Annotated in this window: 16 protein-coding genes; 11 read left to right on the forward strand and 5 right to left on the reverse strand. The window is 48.2% G+C overall.

Annotation, left to right across the window (positions count from 1 at the left end; translation table 11 throughout):
- Positions 1-156 precede the first annotated feature (156 nt).
- The 3 genes from P402_RS0114460 to P402_RS0114470 all read left to right on the forward strand — a co-directional run bounded on the left by P402_RS0114460 (position 157) and on the right by P402_RS0114470 (position 2,677).
- On the forward strand, positions 157-1,482 hold the full coding sequence (locus P402_RS0114460) for a Y-family DNA polymerase (RefSeq protein WP_034770068.1): 1,326 nt from the start codon (positions 157-159) through the stop codon (positions 1,480-1,482).
- Positions 1,466-1,795 carry a YolD-like family protein gene (locus tag P402_RS0114465; RefSeq protein ID WP_026829334.1) on the forward strand — a complete coding sequence of 110 codons (330 nt, stop codon included), beginning with the start codon at positions 1,466-1,468 and terminating at the stop codon, positions 1,793-1,795. The genes P402_RS0114460 and P402_RS0114465 overlap by 17 nt, the downstream gene beginning before the upstream one ends.
- 69 nt (positions 1,796-1,864) lie before the next feature.
- Positions 1,865-2,677, forward strand: a complete 813-nt coding sequence (locus P402_RS0114470) for a ZIP family metal transporter (protein WP_034770070.1) — start codon at positions 1,865-1,867, stop codon at positions 2,675-2,677.
- Positions 2,678-2,945: 268 nt separating this feature from the next.
- Here P402_RS0114470 and P402_RS0114475 read toward each other — a convergent pair whose 3' ends face one another.
- Entirely contained in the window at positions 2,946-5,069 is a 2,124-nt protein-coding gene (locus P402_RS0114475; RefSeq protein WP_026829336.1) for a heavy metal translocating P-type ATPase, read from the reverse strand.
- A gap of 171 nt (positions 5,070-5,240) precedes the next feature.
- Here P402_RS0114475 and P402_RS0114480 point away from each other — a divergent pair, with 171 nt between their 5' ends.
- From P402_RS0114480 to P402_RS0114500, 5 genes are all read left to right on the forward strand, one after another.
- A complete protein-coding gene (locus P402_RS0114480) occupies positions 5,241-6,077 on the forward strand; it encodes an undecaprenyl-diphosphate phosphatase (protein ID WP_026829337.1) in 837 nt (278 codons plus the stop codon).
- 108 nt (positions 6,078-6,185) lie between these two features.
- Complete coding sequence (locus P402_RS0114485) at positions 6,186-6,779, forward strand: LemA family protein (protein ID WP_012369324.1); 594 nt, start codon at positions 6,186-6,188, stop codon at positions 6,777-6,779.
- Positions 6,776-7,513 (forward strand): TPM domain-containing protein, encoded by a 738-nt coding sequence (locus P402_RS0114490; protein ID WP_026829338.1) that lies wholly within the window; start codon positions 6,776-6,778, stop codon positions 7,511-7,513. The genes P402_RS0114485 and P402_RS0114490 overlap by 4 nt, the downstream gene beginning before the upstream one ends.
- An 8-nt stretch (positions 7,514-7,521) precedes the next feature.
- Positions 7,522-7,794, forward strand: coding sequence for a DUF1294 domain-containing protein (locus P402_RS0114495; protein ID WP_026829339.1), 273 nt, complete (start codon positions 7,522-7,524; stop codon positions 7,792-7,794).
- A gap of 213 nt (positions 7,795-8,007) precedes the next feature.
- Positions 8,008-8,970: an EAL domain-containing protein gene (locus P402_RS0114500; protein ID WP_026829340.1), complete on the forward strand. Its 963-nt coding sequence runs from the start codon at positions 8,008-8,010 to the stop codon at positions 8,968-8,970.
- A 47-nt stretch (positions 8,971-9,017) separates the two neighbouring features.
- Here P402_RS0114500 and P402_RS0114505 read toward each other — a convergent pair whose 3' ends face one another.
- On the reverse strand, positions 9,018-10,043 hold the full coding sequence (locus P402_RS0114505) for an iron-containing alcohol dehydrogenase family protein (RefSeq protein ID WP_026829341.1): 1,026 nt from the start codon (positions 10,041-10,043) through the stop codon (positions 9,018-9,020).
- Between the two features lie 138 nt (positions 10,044-10,181).
- Between P402_RS0114505 and P402_RS0114510 the strand changes: the two genes are divergently transcribed.
- Positions 10,182-11,006: an aldo/keto reductase gene (locus tag P402_RS0114510; RefSeq protein ID WP_026829342.1), complete on the forward strand. Its 825-nt coding sequence runs from the start codon at positions 10,182-10,184 to the stop codon at positions 11,004-11,006.
- A 72-nt stretch (positions 11,007-11,078) separates the two neighbouring features.
- Here P402_RS0114510 and P402_RS0114515 read toward each other — a convergent pair whose 3' ends face one another.
- The 3 genes from P402_RS0114515 to P402_RS0114525 form a co-directional block, all read right to left on the reverse strand.
- Positions 11,079-11,834 carry a general stress protein gene (locus P402_RS0114515; RefSeq protein ID WP_034770071.1) on the reverse strand — a complete coding sequence of 252 codons (756 nt, stop codon included), beginning with the start codon at positions 11,832-11,834 and terminating at the stop codon, positions 11,079-11,081.
- A 123-nt stretch (positions 11,835-11,957) separates the two neighbouring features.
- Positions 11,958-12,275: a DMT family transporter gene (locus tag P402_RS0114520; RefSeq protein ID WP_026829344.1), complete on the reverse strand. Its 318-nt coding sequence runs from the start codon at positions 12,273-12,275 to the stop codon at positions 11,958-11,960.
- Entirely contained in the window at positions 12,272-12,601 is a 330-nt protein-coding gene (locus P402_RS0114525; protein ID WP_026829345.1) for a DMT family transporter, read from the reverse strand. Before P402_RS0114525 ends, P402_RS0114520 begins: the two co-directional genes overlap by 4 nt.
- 266 nt (positions 12,602-12,867) lie before the next feature.
- On the opposite strand from P402_RS0114525, the gene P402_RS0114530 reads away from it, so the two are divergent.
- Positions 12,868-13,425, forward strand: coding sequence for a GNAT family N-acetyltransferase (locus P402_RS0114530; RefSeq protein ID WP_026829346.1), 558 nt, complete (start codon positions 12,868-12,870; stop codon positions 13,423-13,425).
- Positions 13,426-13,650: 225 nt separating this feature from the next.
- The gene (locus tag P402_RS16580) at positions 13,651-16,203 is read left to right on the forward strand and encodes an SH3 domain-containing C40 family peptidase (protein ID WP_235188889.1); all 2,553 of its coding nucleotides are present in this window, start codon (positions 13,651-13,653) and stop codon (positions 16,201-16,203) included.
- The last annotated feature ends 15 nt before the right edge of the window (positions 16,204-16,218 follow it).

Raw genomic sequence — 16,218 nt, forward strand, 5'->3', positions numbered from 1 at the left:
CTTCCCCTTCTTTCCTTCTACGTCACTTTTCTCTTTTTTAGTGTAGCAAAGATTGACTCTTTTTTTGGTTTTTTGATTTGAGACCGACTGAGACCATGATATAGTCAAATCAAAAATAAGAACAAACGTTCTTTTATGTATCAAGGAGTGTTTCCGATGAACCCGACTATCTCTTTTCCCGATCGACGGATCTTTTGTGTCGACAGTGTTTCTTTTTATGCCAGTTGCGAATGTTGTTACCGAAACCTTCCTCCTTTGACGACGAAACTTGCTGTCGTATCAGACCTTCATCGGTCCGGATCCGTTGTTCTTGCTGCCAGTCCCGCCTTAAAACAACTTGGTATTAAGACAGCTAGTCGTCTTTATCAAATTGAACAGTTGCCTTATCGTGAACGGAAACAGATTGTGCTCGTCGAACCGCGGATGCTCGCATATATGAAAACATCAATCGAAGTACTGGATGTCTTGCATCAGTTTGCACCTCCCGACGCGATCCGGATCTATTCGATTGACGAAAACTTTATCGATATGACCGGAACGGAACGACTTTTCGGATCGGACACTGAAACGGCCCGGAAAATCCAGACGGCGATTTGGCATCAGACCGGCATTCCGGTCCGGATCGGGATTGGTCCGAACAATGTCATCGCAAAACTTGTCCTCGATTTACGGGGAAAACGCGAAGGCATTGCCCGATGCGGCTACGCCGATATTTCTCGGTTGCTGCACGATTTTCCGATTCGCAAAATGTGGGGCGTCGGACGGATGATGGAACAACACTTGTCAGTAATCGGCATCAACACCATTGGCGACCTTGCCGCAGCCCGGGTCGAAGATCTGCATGAACGGTTCGGAGTCCTTGGGGCAGAACTTTGGCACCATGCCTGGGGAATCGACAGTTCTCCGACCATCATCGATCCGATGACCTTATTTCAGACTGCACCGGATGCCAAAAGAACGATCGGACATGGCGTTACTTTAATGCGCGATTATTACCAGTACGAACAGATTCGTTTAGTTTTGGCCGAATTAGCAGGTGATGTCGCGGCACGAGTCCGGTTTTCTAATCAAGTCGGTTGGACGGTGCATCTCGGCGTTCGCTACTCCCGCCATGTCACCCGGGACGGCTTTTCGAAACAGCTCCGTCTGCCTTATCCGACAGCTGATGAACGGCTGTTGTTGCGTTACGTCCTGCAATTGTTCGAACCGAATTGGCTCGACGGTGAACCGGTCCGCTTTCTATCGGTCGCCCTCGGACAACTCACCCCGGATCAGGGAACACTTCAATTGTCCTTGTTTGAAGACAATACAAAGGTCTGGCGCAGAAAACGGTTATTAAAAGCCATCGACCATGTCAATTTACGTTACGGAAAAGGAACAATCCGGCTCGCTGTTTCCTTCCTCGATACAAGTGTCGCCAAACGCCGGCTCCGGTTCGTCGGCGGCCATCCCGGAGGTGAGCAGCATGACACGTTATCGTGACCGTGGAAACCTCAAATGGCTTCCCTTTTTGATGCCGGAACACATTCAACTGCTCAAAGCCTATTATCTCGAAAAACATCAAATCGACCTTCCTGCAATCGATGAACAATTGCAATATCCCTGGCAGTTCTTACTCGAACAAGCATTAATAGAAGGAACAGAGCTTGAAATCAAGTATTATAGTGAAAGAGGCTATGTCACGACATCCGGTTTCATCGAGCAGGTTCATCGTGAACGCGCCTATCTCGTGCTACGCGGATCATCATTGATTGAAATTCCATTCGGGCGAATCATTCGGATTGAAAACGGGTAGAAGAGACAGAAGCTGTTATGCCTCACGCACTTATCTTACGAATTGGGATTGAAAGAAGGAATGATCTGTATGATGGAATGGTTTACCGGACTTCCGGTCGTCGTGCAAGCGCTGCTTGCCGGCATGATGACTTGGGGATTAACGGCACTCGGAGCCGCACTTGTCTTCGTCTTTACAACGATTGAAAAACGGGTCATGAATATGATGCTCGGCTTTGCAGCCGGTGTTATGATTGCGGCTTCGTTTTGGTCATTGCTTGCTCCGGCAATTGAATTTACGGAAAAAGACGGCGGGATTGCCTGGTTGCCGGCCGCAATCGGCTTCCTGGCAGGCGGTTTCTTTGTCCGCCTTCTCGATTTTGTGACCCCTCACCTGCACTTATCCGCTCCACTCGAAACAGCCGAAGGTCCTTCGACCGGTCTGAAAAAGACGACATTGCTGTTTCTCGCGATTACGCTCCACAATATTCCGGAAGGACTCGCAATCGGGGTCGCTTTCGGTGCAGCCGCCTTGAACATGGACGGTGCGACCGTTGCCGGTGCCTTGACACTCGCACTTGGGATCGGGATTCAAAACATGCCGGAAGGGGCTGCCTTGTCGATTCCGCTCCGTGGAGAAGGCATGTCACGCCGGCGTGCCTTTAACTACGGACAATTGTCTGCAATCGTTGAACCGATTGCTGCCATGGTCGGTGCTGCTGCCGTCTTCTTCATTCAGCCGCTCTTGCCGTATGCCTTGGCGTTTGCTGCCGGCGCGATGATTTTCGTCGTCGTCGAAGAATTGATTCCCGAATCGCAGGCTGAAAACGGCTCAGACTTGGCAACACTTGGTCTGATGGTCGGTTTCACGGTCATGATGATTCTCGATGTGGCACTCGGATAATCCAGTATAGAATGGGACGACTCTAAAGTCAGTCTCTACAAAGAAAAGGGTGACAGATTATAATTCTGCCATCCTTTTCTCGTTTGAATTTAAATAAAAATCACTCTCTTCATGCTACTCCTACAGGAAAAAGCGCATTTTTACGCTGTCAGAGACAAACAAAACCCGCTTTCCTGCCTGAATGAGGCGGGAAAACGGGTTTGTGTCTCGCCTGAGGAACGGGCATGAAAAGATGAGTGACTCCTATCTGAGTCAGCCCCATCCATTCTTATTTCCGTAAAATCCGCATTGCATTTAAGACCGCGAGGACCGTCACACCGACATCGGCAAAAACGGCTTCCCACATCGTCGCAACACCAAAGGCACCAAGCAATAAGAAGATTCCTTTGACACCCAGTGCAAACGTGATGTTCTGATAGACGATCCGGCGTGTCGCCCGGGCAATCCGAATCGCTTCGACCAGTTGTTTCGGTTCATCCGTCATCAGGACGACATCCGCTGCTTCAATCGCGACATCACTTCCAAGTCCACCCATCGCAATCCCGACATCCGCCCGCGTCAATACCGGAGCGTCATTGATTCCGTCACCGACAAAAGCGACACGTCCTTTTGCTTGATCTAAGATCGCTTCGAGTTGTTCCACTTTTTGATCCGGCAACAGTTCTGCCTTTACTTGCGTTATCCCGATTTGCTGTCCGATCCGTTCCGCCGTTTCCCGACGGTCCCCGGTCAACATGATTGTTTGGCGAATCCCGAGTGTTTTTAGTTCGCGTAAGGCTTCTATCGTCGTATTTTTAATACGGTCGGCAATCCGGATATATCCAAGGTAGCTGTCGTTTCGGGCAACATGCACATAAGTCCCGTCTTCGGTCTGATCGAGTGGCGTCAAGCCGATTTCTTTGAACCACCGGGCATTTCCCGCCTGAATCTGATCCGTGCCGAACCGTCCGACGACGCCGGAACCGGCTACTTCCTGATAGTCTTGAACAGCGGTCGAAACAGAACCGCGCAGAGCGTACATCCGCTGAATCGATTTGGCAATCGGATGATTGGAATGTTGCTCAACGGTCGCTGCGACACGAAGCAATTCGTCTTCTGATCCATGCACGGCCTTCAGCTCGACGACTTCAAAAACACCTTCCGTCAATGTTCCCGTTTTATCGAAGACGACCGTATCCAGTTGTTGTAACGCTTCGAGATGATTTCCGCCTTTGACAAGAATACCGCGTTTGGAAGCGGCACCGATCCCGCTAAAGAAGCCCAGCGGAATCGAAATGACGAGCGCACAGGGACAACTGATGACAAGAAATACCAGTGCCCGGTAAATCCAGTCGTTCCACGTTGCTCCGTTCATGACAAGCGGAGGAACTATGGCAAGAAGTGTTGCAACCACGACGACAATCGGGGTGTAGACCCGTGCAAATCGTGTGATGAATTTTTCCGTCGGCGCTTTATGACGTGACGCATTTTCGACTAAATCGAGAATTTTAGCGACGGTCGACTCACTGTACCGTCGATCGACCTGGATCAACAGATGACCATCCGTATTGATCGTCCCGGCTAAAATCGGTTCGGTCGGACGGACACGCCGCGGGACTGATTCTCCGGTCAATGCAGTTGTATCGATGAATGCTTCTCCTTTCAGAACGGTTCCATCCAGTGGAACCTTCTCCCCTGCCCGGACAAGAATCCGTTGACCGATGTTCACCTGTTCCGGATTCACACGTCGTCCATCCTCAAGCGTCGCGACATCTGGCCGGATATCCATCAACGCAGCAATCGATTTTCGGGATTGGTCGACGGCACGATGCTGGAAAAACTCTCCGACTTGATAAAACAACATCACGGCGACTGCTTCCGGATACTCTCCGATCAAAAAGGCACCGGCTGTCGCAATGACCATCAGGAAGTTTTCATCAAACACTTGTCCGTGCCGGATATTCCGGACGGCGGTTCGAAGAACATCCCAACCGATTAGAAAGTAGGCAATTGCGAAAAATAGAAGGTCAATTGATCCCGGAACGAAAAAAGCACTGATGAACGATATCATCCCGATACTGTACTGTAATTTTTTCGTCCGGTTCAAAAATGGACCGTGGTCGTGCGAATGGCTGTGGTCATGGTCTTCCTGTTGATGCGGATCAACTGCTTCTGCGGATGCTGTCCGGACCAGACGGACATCCGGTTCAAGTTGCTGAATCCGTTCGACGACCGCTTGATACGTATCGTCGGATACAGCGTCCTTTTCATACGTCAGATAGAGTTTCTGACCGGCAAAATCCAAATCAGCCTGTTCGACGCCGGTTACGTTCGCGACACCCCGCTCTACCTTCGCCGCGCAGTTGGCACAATCAATTCCTGTAATTTGCAGACGTTCTGTTTTTGCTTCCATTCTCTCACCTCATTCAAACGATAGTTTGATTATAAGGATAGTTTACGCTCTTTTTGATTTTTCAACAAGTCACTTTTGTCTCAGACTTGCGCCCGATATTTTGATTAGTTCTATCTCAGAAGAATAAAACATGATATGTTTTTAATTAGAAAAATATAGAAGGAGAATAACATGACTATCATTGAATTACTTAAAGCACTTTTACTCGGTTTCGTCGAAGGCATGACGGAATTCGCTCCTGTATCTTCGACCGGACATATGATCATCGTCGATGATATGTGGCTCCAAACGACAGATTTTTTAGGTAAGTATTCAGCCAATACCTTTAAAATCGTCATCCAGCTCGGTTCGATTTTAGCCGTCATCGTCGTCTTTTGGAAACGGCTGTTCAGCTTAATCGGTCTTTACAAAATTGAAGGCGAACACGATGCGTCGGGTACACACAAATTAAAGTTACGCCACGTCCTGATCGGTTTACTTCCGGCAGCCGTTCTCGGTCTGTTGTTCGAAGACTTCATCGATGAAAACCTCTTCTCGATCGATACCGTCATCATCGGTCTTGCAGCCGGCGCTATCTTGATGATTGCGGCTGATAAATTAGGACCAAAAGAACCGAAAACAACGACGCTTGATCAAATTTCGTACCGCCAAGCAGCCCTTGTCGGTCTGTTCCAGTGCATCTCGCTTTGGCCGGGATTCTCACGGTCCGGTTCGACGATTTCCGGAGGGGTCTTCCTCGGGATGAATCACCGGACGGCAGCAGACTTTACGTTCATCATGGCTGTTCCAATCATGTTTGGTGCAAGTGCACTGTCGCTCGTCAAGAACTGGGAGTATATCAATGTCGGAGACCTTGGTTTTTATGCAGTCGGCTTCATCGCTTCGTTCGGTTTTGCGCTACTGTCGATTCGTTTCTTCCTGAAACTGATCAACAAAATCAAACTCGTTCCGTTTGCAATTTACCGCCTTGTTTTAGCAGCCATTCTTGCAGTCGTCGTTTACATGTAACCTTAAAATCATCAGCCATTCGCTGATGGTTTTTTTATTTCTTGAAACTTATTGCGACAGATTAGGGTATAGATAGTTGAGATACAGAAAAAAGGAGTGGTCATCGGTATGGCTCGTAGAAATCGTGGAGGTTCCAAGTTACCTCTCATCATCGGGATTGCAGTCGTCGTCCTGATTGCCTTTTTAGCAATCGGACAATACAACAGTCTCGTCAATGTGGAAGAAGATGTTTCAAATAAGTGGTCGCAAGTCGATAACCAAATCAAACGCCGGGCGGATTTAATTCCGAATCTCGTCGAAACCGTCAAAGGTGTCGCCGGTCAGGAACAAAAAGTCTACGGTGATATCGCTGAGGCGCAAGCAGGTCTTGCCCGTGCCGCGTCAACCGAACAACGGATTGAAGCCGATCAACAGGTCACGTCTTCGCTTCGCGGATTGATTGCCTTGCAAACGACGTATCCGGAACTGAAATCAAGTGAACGCTTCCAATCGTTGATGGATACACTTGAAGGAACGGAAAATCGTCTCGGTATTGCCCGTAAAGATTATAACGATGCCGTGACAGTCTACAATAAAAAACGTCGCAGTTTCCCAACTTCGCTTTATGCTTCGGCGTTTGGTTTCGAGAAAAAACCATATTATGAAATCTCAGAAAGTGACCGTGAAAATCCAACGGTCGACTTCAATAGTGACTCGAAATGATTTGGCGACGAACGCGCCTGCTTTTTACCGCGTTCCTCGTCTTCTTCCTTCTGACTCCGACTGCCGAAGCCGTGTCAGAACGCACGGGCGCAGCGTTCTTCATCCAAGATGATGCACAGCTGCTGACCGCGTCGGAAGAAGCGGAACTCGCTCGTCTCGGGCAAGAACTCGAACAATATACGACGGCACAGGTTGTGCTCAAGACTGTCCCTGATTTAAAAGGACAAGATTTAAGCACGTATGCCAATGAAACGTTCCGTGCTCAAGGTATCGGGCAGGCCGGAAAAGATAACGGAATTCTCGTCGTCGTAGCTCCAAACGAAAAAGACCGGAATTTCCGAATTGAAGTCGGCTATAAGCTCGAAGGCATTCTGACCGATATCACAGCCGGACGAATTCTCGACAAGTACGCTGTCCCCTACCGTGATCAAGGTGATTATGGGAAGGCAGCGTCAGAAACCTATAAAGCGGTCGTCAGTGTCGTTTCAAAAGAACAGTCGCTTGAATCGCAGGATCCGGTTAAGAAAAGTGCGGACGGCGGTTTGAGTACATGGGCAAAAGTCCTGATTGGTGCCGGTCTCGTTCTCTTATTATTCCTCGACATGAAGTTCACTGGCGGCATGTTCTTCTTTGCCATCATCAACATCTTTTCTGCCATCATGCGTGGTGGAGGCGGTGGCGGTGGGAGCCGGGGTGGCGGTGGAAGTTCCGGCGGCGGCGGCGCGGAAAGGTAAGGACTGACATGACTATTTTTTCAACTATCGTCGTATTTTACGGCATCATGACCGTCATTGGATTTGTTTCGATGTGGCGGGATAAACGTCAGGCGAAACAACGGGCCTGGCGGACACCGGAAGCGACCTTATTAACGATTGCTTTCCTTGGTGGGGCACTTGGTACACTGCTAGCGATGCAACTTGTCCGCCATAAAACCAGGACTGCTAAATTCCAACTTTTTGTCCCACTCGCGATTTTACTCCATGCGACGATCTGGATAGTATCGCTACGGTCGTAATGCTTTAGAATATGTAACAAACAGCCGATAAAAGAGACAGACTGATTCGTTATTAAACGAATTTGCCTGCCTCTTTTTTTACTTTGGTCAATGGAGAGGTAAATGGTTGATATCAGGTTTATAGATAGATTATCTTTGGGTAAAGATTTTAACTAATTTAATAAATACATCTTTTTCCCGTGTATTTGAAATAAGAGAGGTGGACACCTATTCATGTGGCATCCTTGCGCCGAATGTACAACAACAATCCGTTTTATCGAGACTGGTTCTCTACATATCCAGTCACCTGCATCCGAAGTGTTTTCCTACGCTTCTTTTGAAGAACTGGAACAATTACTGACAGCAACTTTACGAATCGCTGACTTCCCGGTAACATGTCGGCCAGTTGGATCACGTCTTACCACACCGGTTCTCGCTGCTTCTGCTTTACTGGAACAGTTACAGAACCGGCAAACGATCGATTTCATTCAAAATGGAATCATGACGAGTCATCTGCAACCGATTTTTAACATTCAGGACAACACCCTGTTTGCCAACGAAGCTCTGCTTCGGGCGGCGGATGAAAATGTCTCGATGTCACCCGGTCTGCTTTTTTCGACCGCTTCGAAGATGGGACTTCACTCGAGACTCGATCAACGGGCGCGCGAGGAAGCCATCCGCGCTACTCATTTGGTCGGCGGAACGGAAAAGACATTTATTAATTTCCTCCCCTCAACGATCTACAATCCGGAATATTGTCTGCGCCATACGTTCGAAATCGTCGAACGATACAATGTCGACCCTAGCCGACTGGTGTTCGAAGTTGTTGAGACGGAAAAAATCGAAGACGTCAATCACTTGAAACACGTTTTCGAACAGTATAAAAAACAAGGTATTCAAGTTGCACTTGACGATGTCGGTGCCGGATTCTCGACGCTTGATATGTTATCGTTGCTTCAACCGGATTACATTAAAATTGACCGTGCTTTCATCTCCCACTGTGATACGGTGGCGGAAAATGAAGCCTTCTTACGAAAAGCACGTCATCTGACAAAAGAGATGGGCATTCAAATTCTTGCAGAAGGCATCGAGCGCCAGGAGGAACTGGATCTCTGCCGTGAACTTGGATTTGACTTAGGACAAGGTTATCTTCTTGGTCGCCCTGCCCCGTATCAACAACTTGCTAAAGCACAATAACAAATCCTGCCCCGACAATCCGGGTGCAGGATTTTTTTAGCGTTTACTCAACGCGAGCAGACAGCTTGTTGATCATTTTTCATTAAAGTTTCCAAAATCGTACGGGGAGACAGGTCGGTCTCAATCAATTGACAGAGGGGTTCTTGACCAATTCGTTCCGCCAAGCTTTCTCGCTCCAACTCCGTCAAGCCGAGCTCTGTACTCGTCGTCGGTTGCTGATTGTCTCCTAAATATTGCTGTAACTCTTCGTAAGACTGCGTTTCACCAAGCAATAGTTCCTGTACCAGCAAGCCATATCCGACTTTGCTTCCATGCAGAATTGTTTTGGTTGAAGGAAACGGTGACAATGCGTTGTGGACACCATGCCCAATCGCTCCGCGTGTCGCTGCGTCACCGAATCCACCGACACTTCCGGCAAGGGGAATGACCGTCTCCACCAGATATTGAATCGATGACGGATAGTCCTTAAATTGTTCCGGACTGATCGGCGTCCGCAAAATCAGCTCTTTACAGTGTTCGGCCATCCGCAGTGCGGACTCGACAACCGGGTCATCTGCCGATGTGCCACTGAGAGCGCGTGCCTCATACCACTTGGCTAACGTATCAACGAGTCCGGCAACAAAATAATCATATGGACTGGCTGCTAAAATCCGGTGATCGAGCAATAATGCTTCGATGACGACAGGAATCGTATCGAAACGAAGATACTGCCCCCGTTCGTCGTACATGACACTAAGGGGTGTCCATGGGGCACAGTTCGAGACGATCGTCGGAATGACAATCAACGGACAATTTCGTTTAACAGCAACTTGTTTTGCCGTATCAATGACGGAACCGCCACCGAGAGCAATGATGATTTCATATGCTGCACATCGTTCTGTCAGCTCTGCTACCTGCTGATCGGTACAGTGTCCCGAAAACAACAGCTTCGGCAGTTCCGGCAAATACTGTTCGGACGACTTTAATGCCTGTTCGCCGTGAATCAGCACAGCTTTTCTTCCCCGTAACAATTCCGAAAGTCGATCGACGGCTTGTTCTTCGTGTATGTATTGTAAAACGGCTTGACGAATCATCCTGATCCCTCCCATTATTTGTTAACGCTCAGTATACGGATTTCCATGTACCAATTCAACCCCTCCTGTGATTCGATTTTCGAAAGGGAAAAGCGTAAACTGGGTAAGACAGGACTATCATTTTAAGGGGGAGTTCAAATGGAGTTTGTTACATTGAACAACGGACTGGTCATGCCGCAACTCGGGTATGGTGTGTTTAAAGTCCCGGAACAGGAAGTGTATGAAGCAGTACGGGAGGCTTTACGGGTCGGCTACCGTTCCATTGATACGGCGATGATTTATGAAAACGAAGCCGGTGTCGGACGTGCCTTAAAAGATTCGGGGATTCCACGGGAAGACATCTTTTTGACGACGAAGGTCTGGAACAAGGATCAGGGCTACGACCAGACACTTGCCGCATTTGAAACCAGTCTCCAAAAGCTCGGTGTCGATTATGTCGATTTGTACTTGATTCATTGGCCGATGCCGGACGAGGATTTGTATATCGAGACGTGGCGTGCTTTAGAACAGCTGTATCGAGACGGCAAAACGAAAGCCATCGGTGTATCGAATTTCCACATTCCGCATTTACAACGAGTACTGGAAGAGGGAACAATTGTCCCTGCCGTCAATCAAATCGAGTTGCATCCGTTTTTGAGTCAGGAAGCCATCCGCGAATTTTGTCAAACGAACGGGATTGTCGTCGAAGCGTGGAGTCCGTTGATGAAGGGACGCGATGCCTTAACGGAACCGGTCATCACGGACATCGCAGCACATCACGGCAAGACGCCGGCTCAAGTCGTTCTCCGCTGGCATCTGCAGCATGACATCATTGCGATTCCAAAATCCGTCACACCAAACCGGATTCAGGAAAACTTGGACATCTTTGATTTTGCCTTATCATCGGATGAGATGCGACAAATCGATCAGCTCAATCGGAATGAACGGACCGGATCGAATCCGGACGAAATGCATAAAAAATAAGACGAGGCTCACGTCAACGTGAACATCGTCTCATGTAAAGGGCTGACAATCATGTCAGCCTTTTTTTGTTGATTAACGATCCAAATCATTTCCATGATCTTGTTTCGCTAAATCATCGGAATAGTCCGCTGAACGGTTCGGACGGTGGATTTCGTCTTTTTTCTCGTTATTCTGTTCCTCGTGACGCGCCTTTTGTTCTTCCCACTCCGGACGTTTAAAATCATCATCCCGGCGCATCGCAATATCGGGTTCACGGTTACCGTCCAGTTTGGCGTGATTGATTGCTTTCTCGTCTTGCGGCATCTTGTCAGTGCCAGCACGGTGCAAATCAATCTCCGCGTGTTCTTCTTTAGAGTCTTTATCCACATCGAGCGGGTTGCCCGATCCAAGTTGCGCATTTGAATTGGCATCATCTGATGTATGCGTCTCTTCATAGCTGCCGTAACGTACTTTGACGTCCGGATGTGTATTGTCTGTATTTAGATGGGGATCAAACTGGATGTCCTGAACTTCCAGTAACAGAACGAATCTGCCGCCTTCCACTTCCGTTTTATGGACTTCGACTTGATCCGCTGGTAAATCGAGCGAACCAAACAAATCATTCACTTCTTGATCGCGTCCTTGATTCCCACGAATCCGGTCGATCCATGAAGGTTTTGTCGTCGCAATTTCCGCATCCATTTGACTGCGGACAAGTTGAAGGTTCGATTTCTCTTTAACGATGATATAAAAATCTTCTTCGCGATGACCTTGCTGATGCAACTCATCCATTTTCGAAATCAGCTCTTCTTCTTTATAAAACGTTCCGATATACTGTTTTGTCTTCATACCGATCCATCCCCTTATGCACGATTTTTATGACGTACTTGTCTTATAAGGAGTATTTCCTTTTTTCGGATAAAGTATGCCAACAAGTCGGCTCCGACAGGAAAAGTAATCTAAATGATATGTTTATTCTCCCGTCAGCTTTAAACCGATCGTCGCACTGAGAATTAAACCAATACAGACAATCCGCTTCCAGTCCTTTGCCTCGTTGTAAAAAATCATGCTGAGAATCGTACCGCCGGCTGCTCCAATTCCTGTCCAAACCGCATAGGCTGTTCCCATCGGTAGCCCATTCATCGCCAAGGTCAGGAATAAAAAACTGAGACCAAAACCGGCGAACATTAACAGCAGATTTTTAGCGTTTTTTTGCTGGTTAAACGTATTGATCAAGACGACACCCAGCATTTCAAACAGTCCTGCCAGAATTAAATACAACCAACTCATTGTTTTTCACCCTCCCCACTGACTAACTTCAGACCGATCACACCGATCAGCAGCACTGCAATCAACATCAACTTGATGATCGACGCGGATTGACCAAACAACAGGATGTCGGTCAACACCGTACCGGCTGTCCCCAGTCCGACGAAAACGGCATAGACGGTCCCAACCGGCAGATGATTACTGACCTTGATCAAAACAGTGAAACTGACGATGATGCTGATAATCGTCGCTCCCCACTCGAGTGGCGTCGCGGCATGTTTTAAACCGATGACCCAACCGACCTCAAAAAATGATGCCAAGATGATACTTAACCAATATTTTGTCATGTCACTTCCTCCTCACAGATGCTGGTTCAAACAAAAAAGCCCGGGAGTAAGCGTTAAAAACGCTTTACTCCCGGGCTTTTATCCCTCCGTTGCATGAGGTTCCCCTCATGTTCCTCCCTTGGTCCAGCCGAACGGAACCCTAGAGGATTACTCTTCTTTTCATTCGATACCCCGACTTTAGCACGCTTGATTTTACCTGTCAAACAGGAAAATCGCCAAAAGTAGCTAATAGGTATAGAGAGTCAACCATAGAGGAGGAGTCCATCATGCGCTATAAAATCAATGAGCAACTACGGATCCGTCGTTTCACTCCAGAAGATTTAGAAGCTGTCCATGCCTATGCCTCAAAACCCATCGTCAGTCAGTATCAATCGTGGGGACCCAACTCCGAAAGTGACAGTAAACAATTTATTCATGATGCACTTGAAAGCGAACTTGAAAATCCGCGCCGCCGGTATGTCTTCGCTGTCACCTTCCCAGATGATCGTGTCATCGGAGCCGGTGAACTGGTCATTACCGATACGGAACACAAAACGGCGGAGATCGGCTATATCCTGTCGCCGGATGAATGGGGAAACGGTTATGCGACATCCGTTGCCGCGTTTTTACTTGAATTCGGATTCGAGAAACTGGAGTTACACCGGATTACAGCAACGTGTGATCCGCGAAACGTCGCTTCCGAACGTGTCCTGCAGAAAGTCGGAATGACAAAAGAAGGACAACTTCGGGAAACGGTGTATCTCGAAGATCATTGGCGTGATTCCCTCATTTACGGCATGCTCGATTGGGAATGGCAAGTTGACCATGAAGATAATCCAAATTGAACTACTTCCATCTACGTTTCGCTTAGAGATGGGAGTATTCAGATAAACCAGACCGGTGCCTCTCACAAAGGAGGGACCGGTTTTTGCGTTTCCACGCTTCTTGTATCATTTGGGTGATGATTGACTTTTTTTGATATCTTTTTACACCATTAAAAATGAACATGGTAAACTTAGTTTTAATTGGATCAAAAATTAATTTTCTATAGAAATGGAGTTTTATATACGATGCCTCTTTCAAAAAAATGGTTCACGACACTTGCCGCTTCCGTCATGCTGTTCAGTTCTTTCCCGATCAATACGCTTGCAGAGGGTAATGTTTCGCAAACAGTCGCCGATGAGCAAACGGAAGTTGCGACCGGCAAACAGTTTACCCAAACCGATACTCCGGTCTTCGAAACGACTGAAAGTACAGAAGCGGTCGCTACCCTGCCCGCAGCAACTGAAGTCGAGACGTTTGGAGTCGAAGGTCTCTTCACGCGGATTTTGCTGGATGGAGTCTATCGCTTTGTGAAGACAGACCAATTGGCGGATACCCCTACCTATCCGAAAATCGACAGTCAGTATACGAATAAGGTTACAGTCCTTTATTCAACGGCGGATTCATCAACAGCGACAGCTCAGACATTCGCTCAAAATAAAAAGATTGATACATATGGTCAGGTCGGGCTCTTCACCCGCATCAAACAGGATACCGGCTATCTGTTCATCCTGACGGCGGATTTGAGTCCAACTCCTGTTTATTCGGCGACAGGAGAACGGTTCGTCCAACAAAAAACATCTGTTTATCCAACCGCTGATGCAATCGGAACACCGCTTACCACGTTGAAACAAAATGATTCCATCAAGACGTTCGGGACGTCAGGTGACTTCACCCGGATCGAGTTGAACGGCTCATATGCTTTCGTCTTAACGGCTCACCTTGGAACGAAACCAGTCGTCGCGTATGCAGCAACCGGCAAAAAGTATATTCAACAGCTTGCGACTGTCTACCCAACCGCTGCGACGACCGGGAAACCGCTTGGAACATTGTCACAAAATCAATTAGTCGATATCTACGGCGTATCCGGTGCCTATACACGCGTCCGGTTAAATGACGTCTACGGATTCGTCTTGACAACCCAGTTAGGAGATGTGGAGTTTTTTGCGCAAACAGCCCGGCTGTATGTCCAGTCCCCTACTCCGATCCGCCAAGCGCCAAACATGTCCAGTCCCGTCTTAAAAGAGCACCAGACGAATACCTTACTGACCGTATACGGAACGAGCGGCGCGTACAGCCGGATTTTATTCCGTGGACAATACGCGTACGTCTTGACGAGTACGCTCGCTCCTTTAAAGGTCTATCCACAGACGGCCCGTTTATATGTGCAGACACCGACGGCGATCCGTTCAGCACCTGACACTTCAAGCTCCGTCTTAACACAGCACCAGACGAACACCCTGCTGACGGTCTATGGAACGAGCGGTGCGTACAGCCGGATTTTGTTCCGCGGACAATATGCGTACGTCTTAACGAATACGCTCGCCACAACAAAAGTTTATGCAAAGACAGGCCTCCGGTATGCGAGTAAACCGACATCGATTTTTAAAGACACGACGGCAAAAACGATTGTCCGCACTATGAAACGAGCAGAACAGATTGACATCTATGGAACAAGCGGCTCGTACACACGGGTCAAAACCGGATCGGTATATGGCTACGTCAAGACAACGGATCTCGTGACGAAAAAGCCGGATTTGTATGATATCACCGGAATCCGTTATGTGCTCGATGATAAAGTGGTCGTTCATCCAAAGGCCAGTCTGACGGGAAAAATCGGTACACTCAAAAAGAATACCCAGCTGTCGGTTTACGGCAAAAGCGGCTACTACACCCGGGTCAAGATCGGGACGACGTTTGGCTTTGTCGACTCGAGCAGACTCGGCTTAAACAAACCGGTCGCACCGTCTAAAGTCGGAACGGTCTTTTATGTTCATTTTGATCAGACCCCGCTGTTTTCAGCTGATGTCGCGTACAGCCGTCCTGCCGGCTACTTAAGCAAAGGAACAAAGTTGATTGGTCTGAAGGCGATTGACGATGATTTCTGGCACGTCCGCCTGCCGAACGGGACGACAGGTTATGTCATCAATCCCTACATCGGAACGACAAAACCGGATATGCGCTACACCCAACAAACAATTAACCGTCAAAAAATCTACACAGTCAAAACAACGACGTCTTATTTTGCGACACCGGTCAGTCCGAAAAGTTCCGGGTTGATCGAGCAGGGAAAACGGGTCTATCCCCGGTACCGGGTCGGCAATTTTTATGTCATTCAGTCCGGCTGGTCCCCTGTCTATCTGCCGGTCAGTGCCGTCACCGTAAAAACGGATACACGGATTGCACAGAAAAACACATCGCGCGGTGAAAAGTTGATTCAAGCAGCGGCCAAACACTTAGGAACACCGTATACATGGGGTTCGCAAACAGCAGCCAACGGCGGGTTTGATTGTTCCGGACTGATTCATTACGCTACGAATGAAGCCGGGAAATACGGCGGGCGGACGAATGTCAGCGGCTACTGGTACGGTGCATTCTTTACGAATCGCCGGACGACGATCAGCAGTGGGAAACGGTCGGATATCGTCTTCTTCGAAAATACGTACACAGATGGACCATCACATATCGGTATCATGCTCGACAATGAATATTTCATTCATGCCGGCGGCTCACAGCTGCAAATCAACTCGATTTATGAACCACGCTGGCGGGAACACTTCCTCGGCTTTAAATCGATGTAAAAACGAAAAGAGGCG

Origin of the sequence: Exiguobacterium sibiricum 7-3 (assembly GCF_000620865.1) — a bacterium.
Classification (GTDB): domain Bacteria; phylum Bacillota; class Bacilli; order Exiguobacteriales; family Exiguobacteriaceae; genus Exiguobacterium_A; species Exiguobacterium_A sibiricum_A.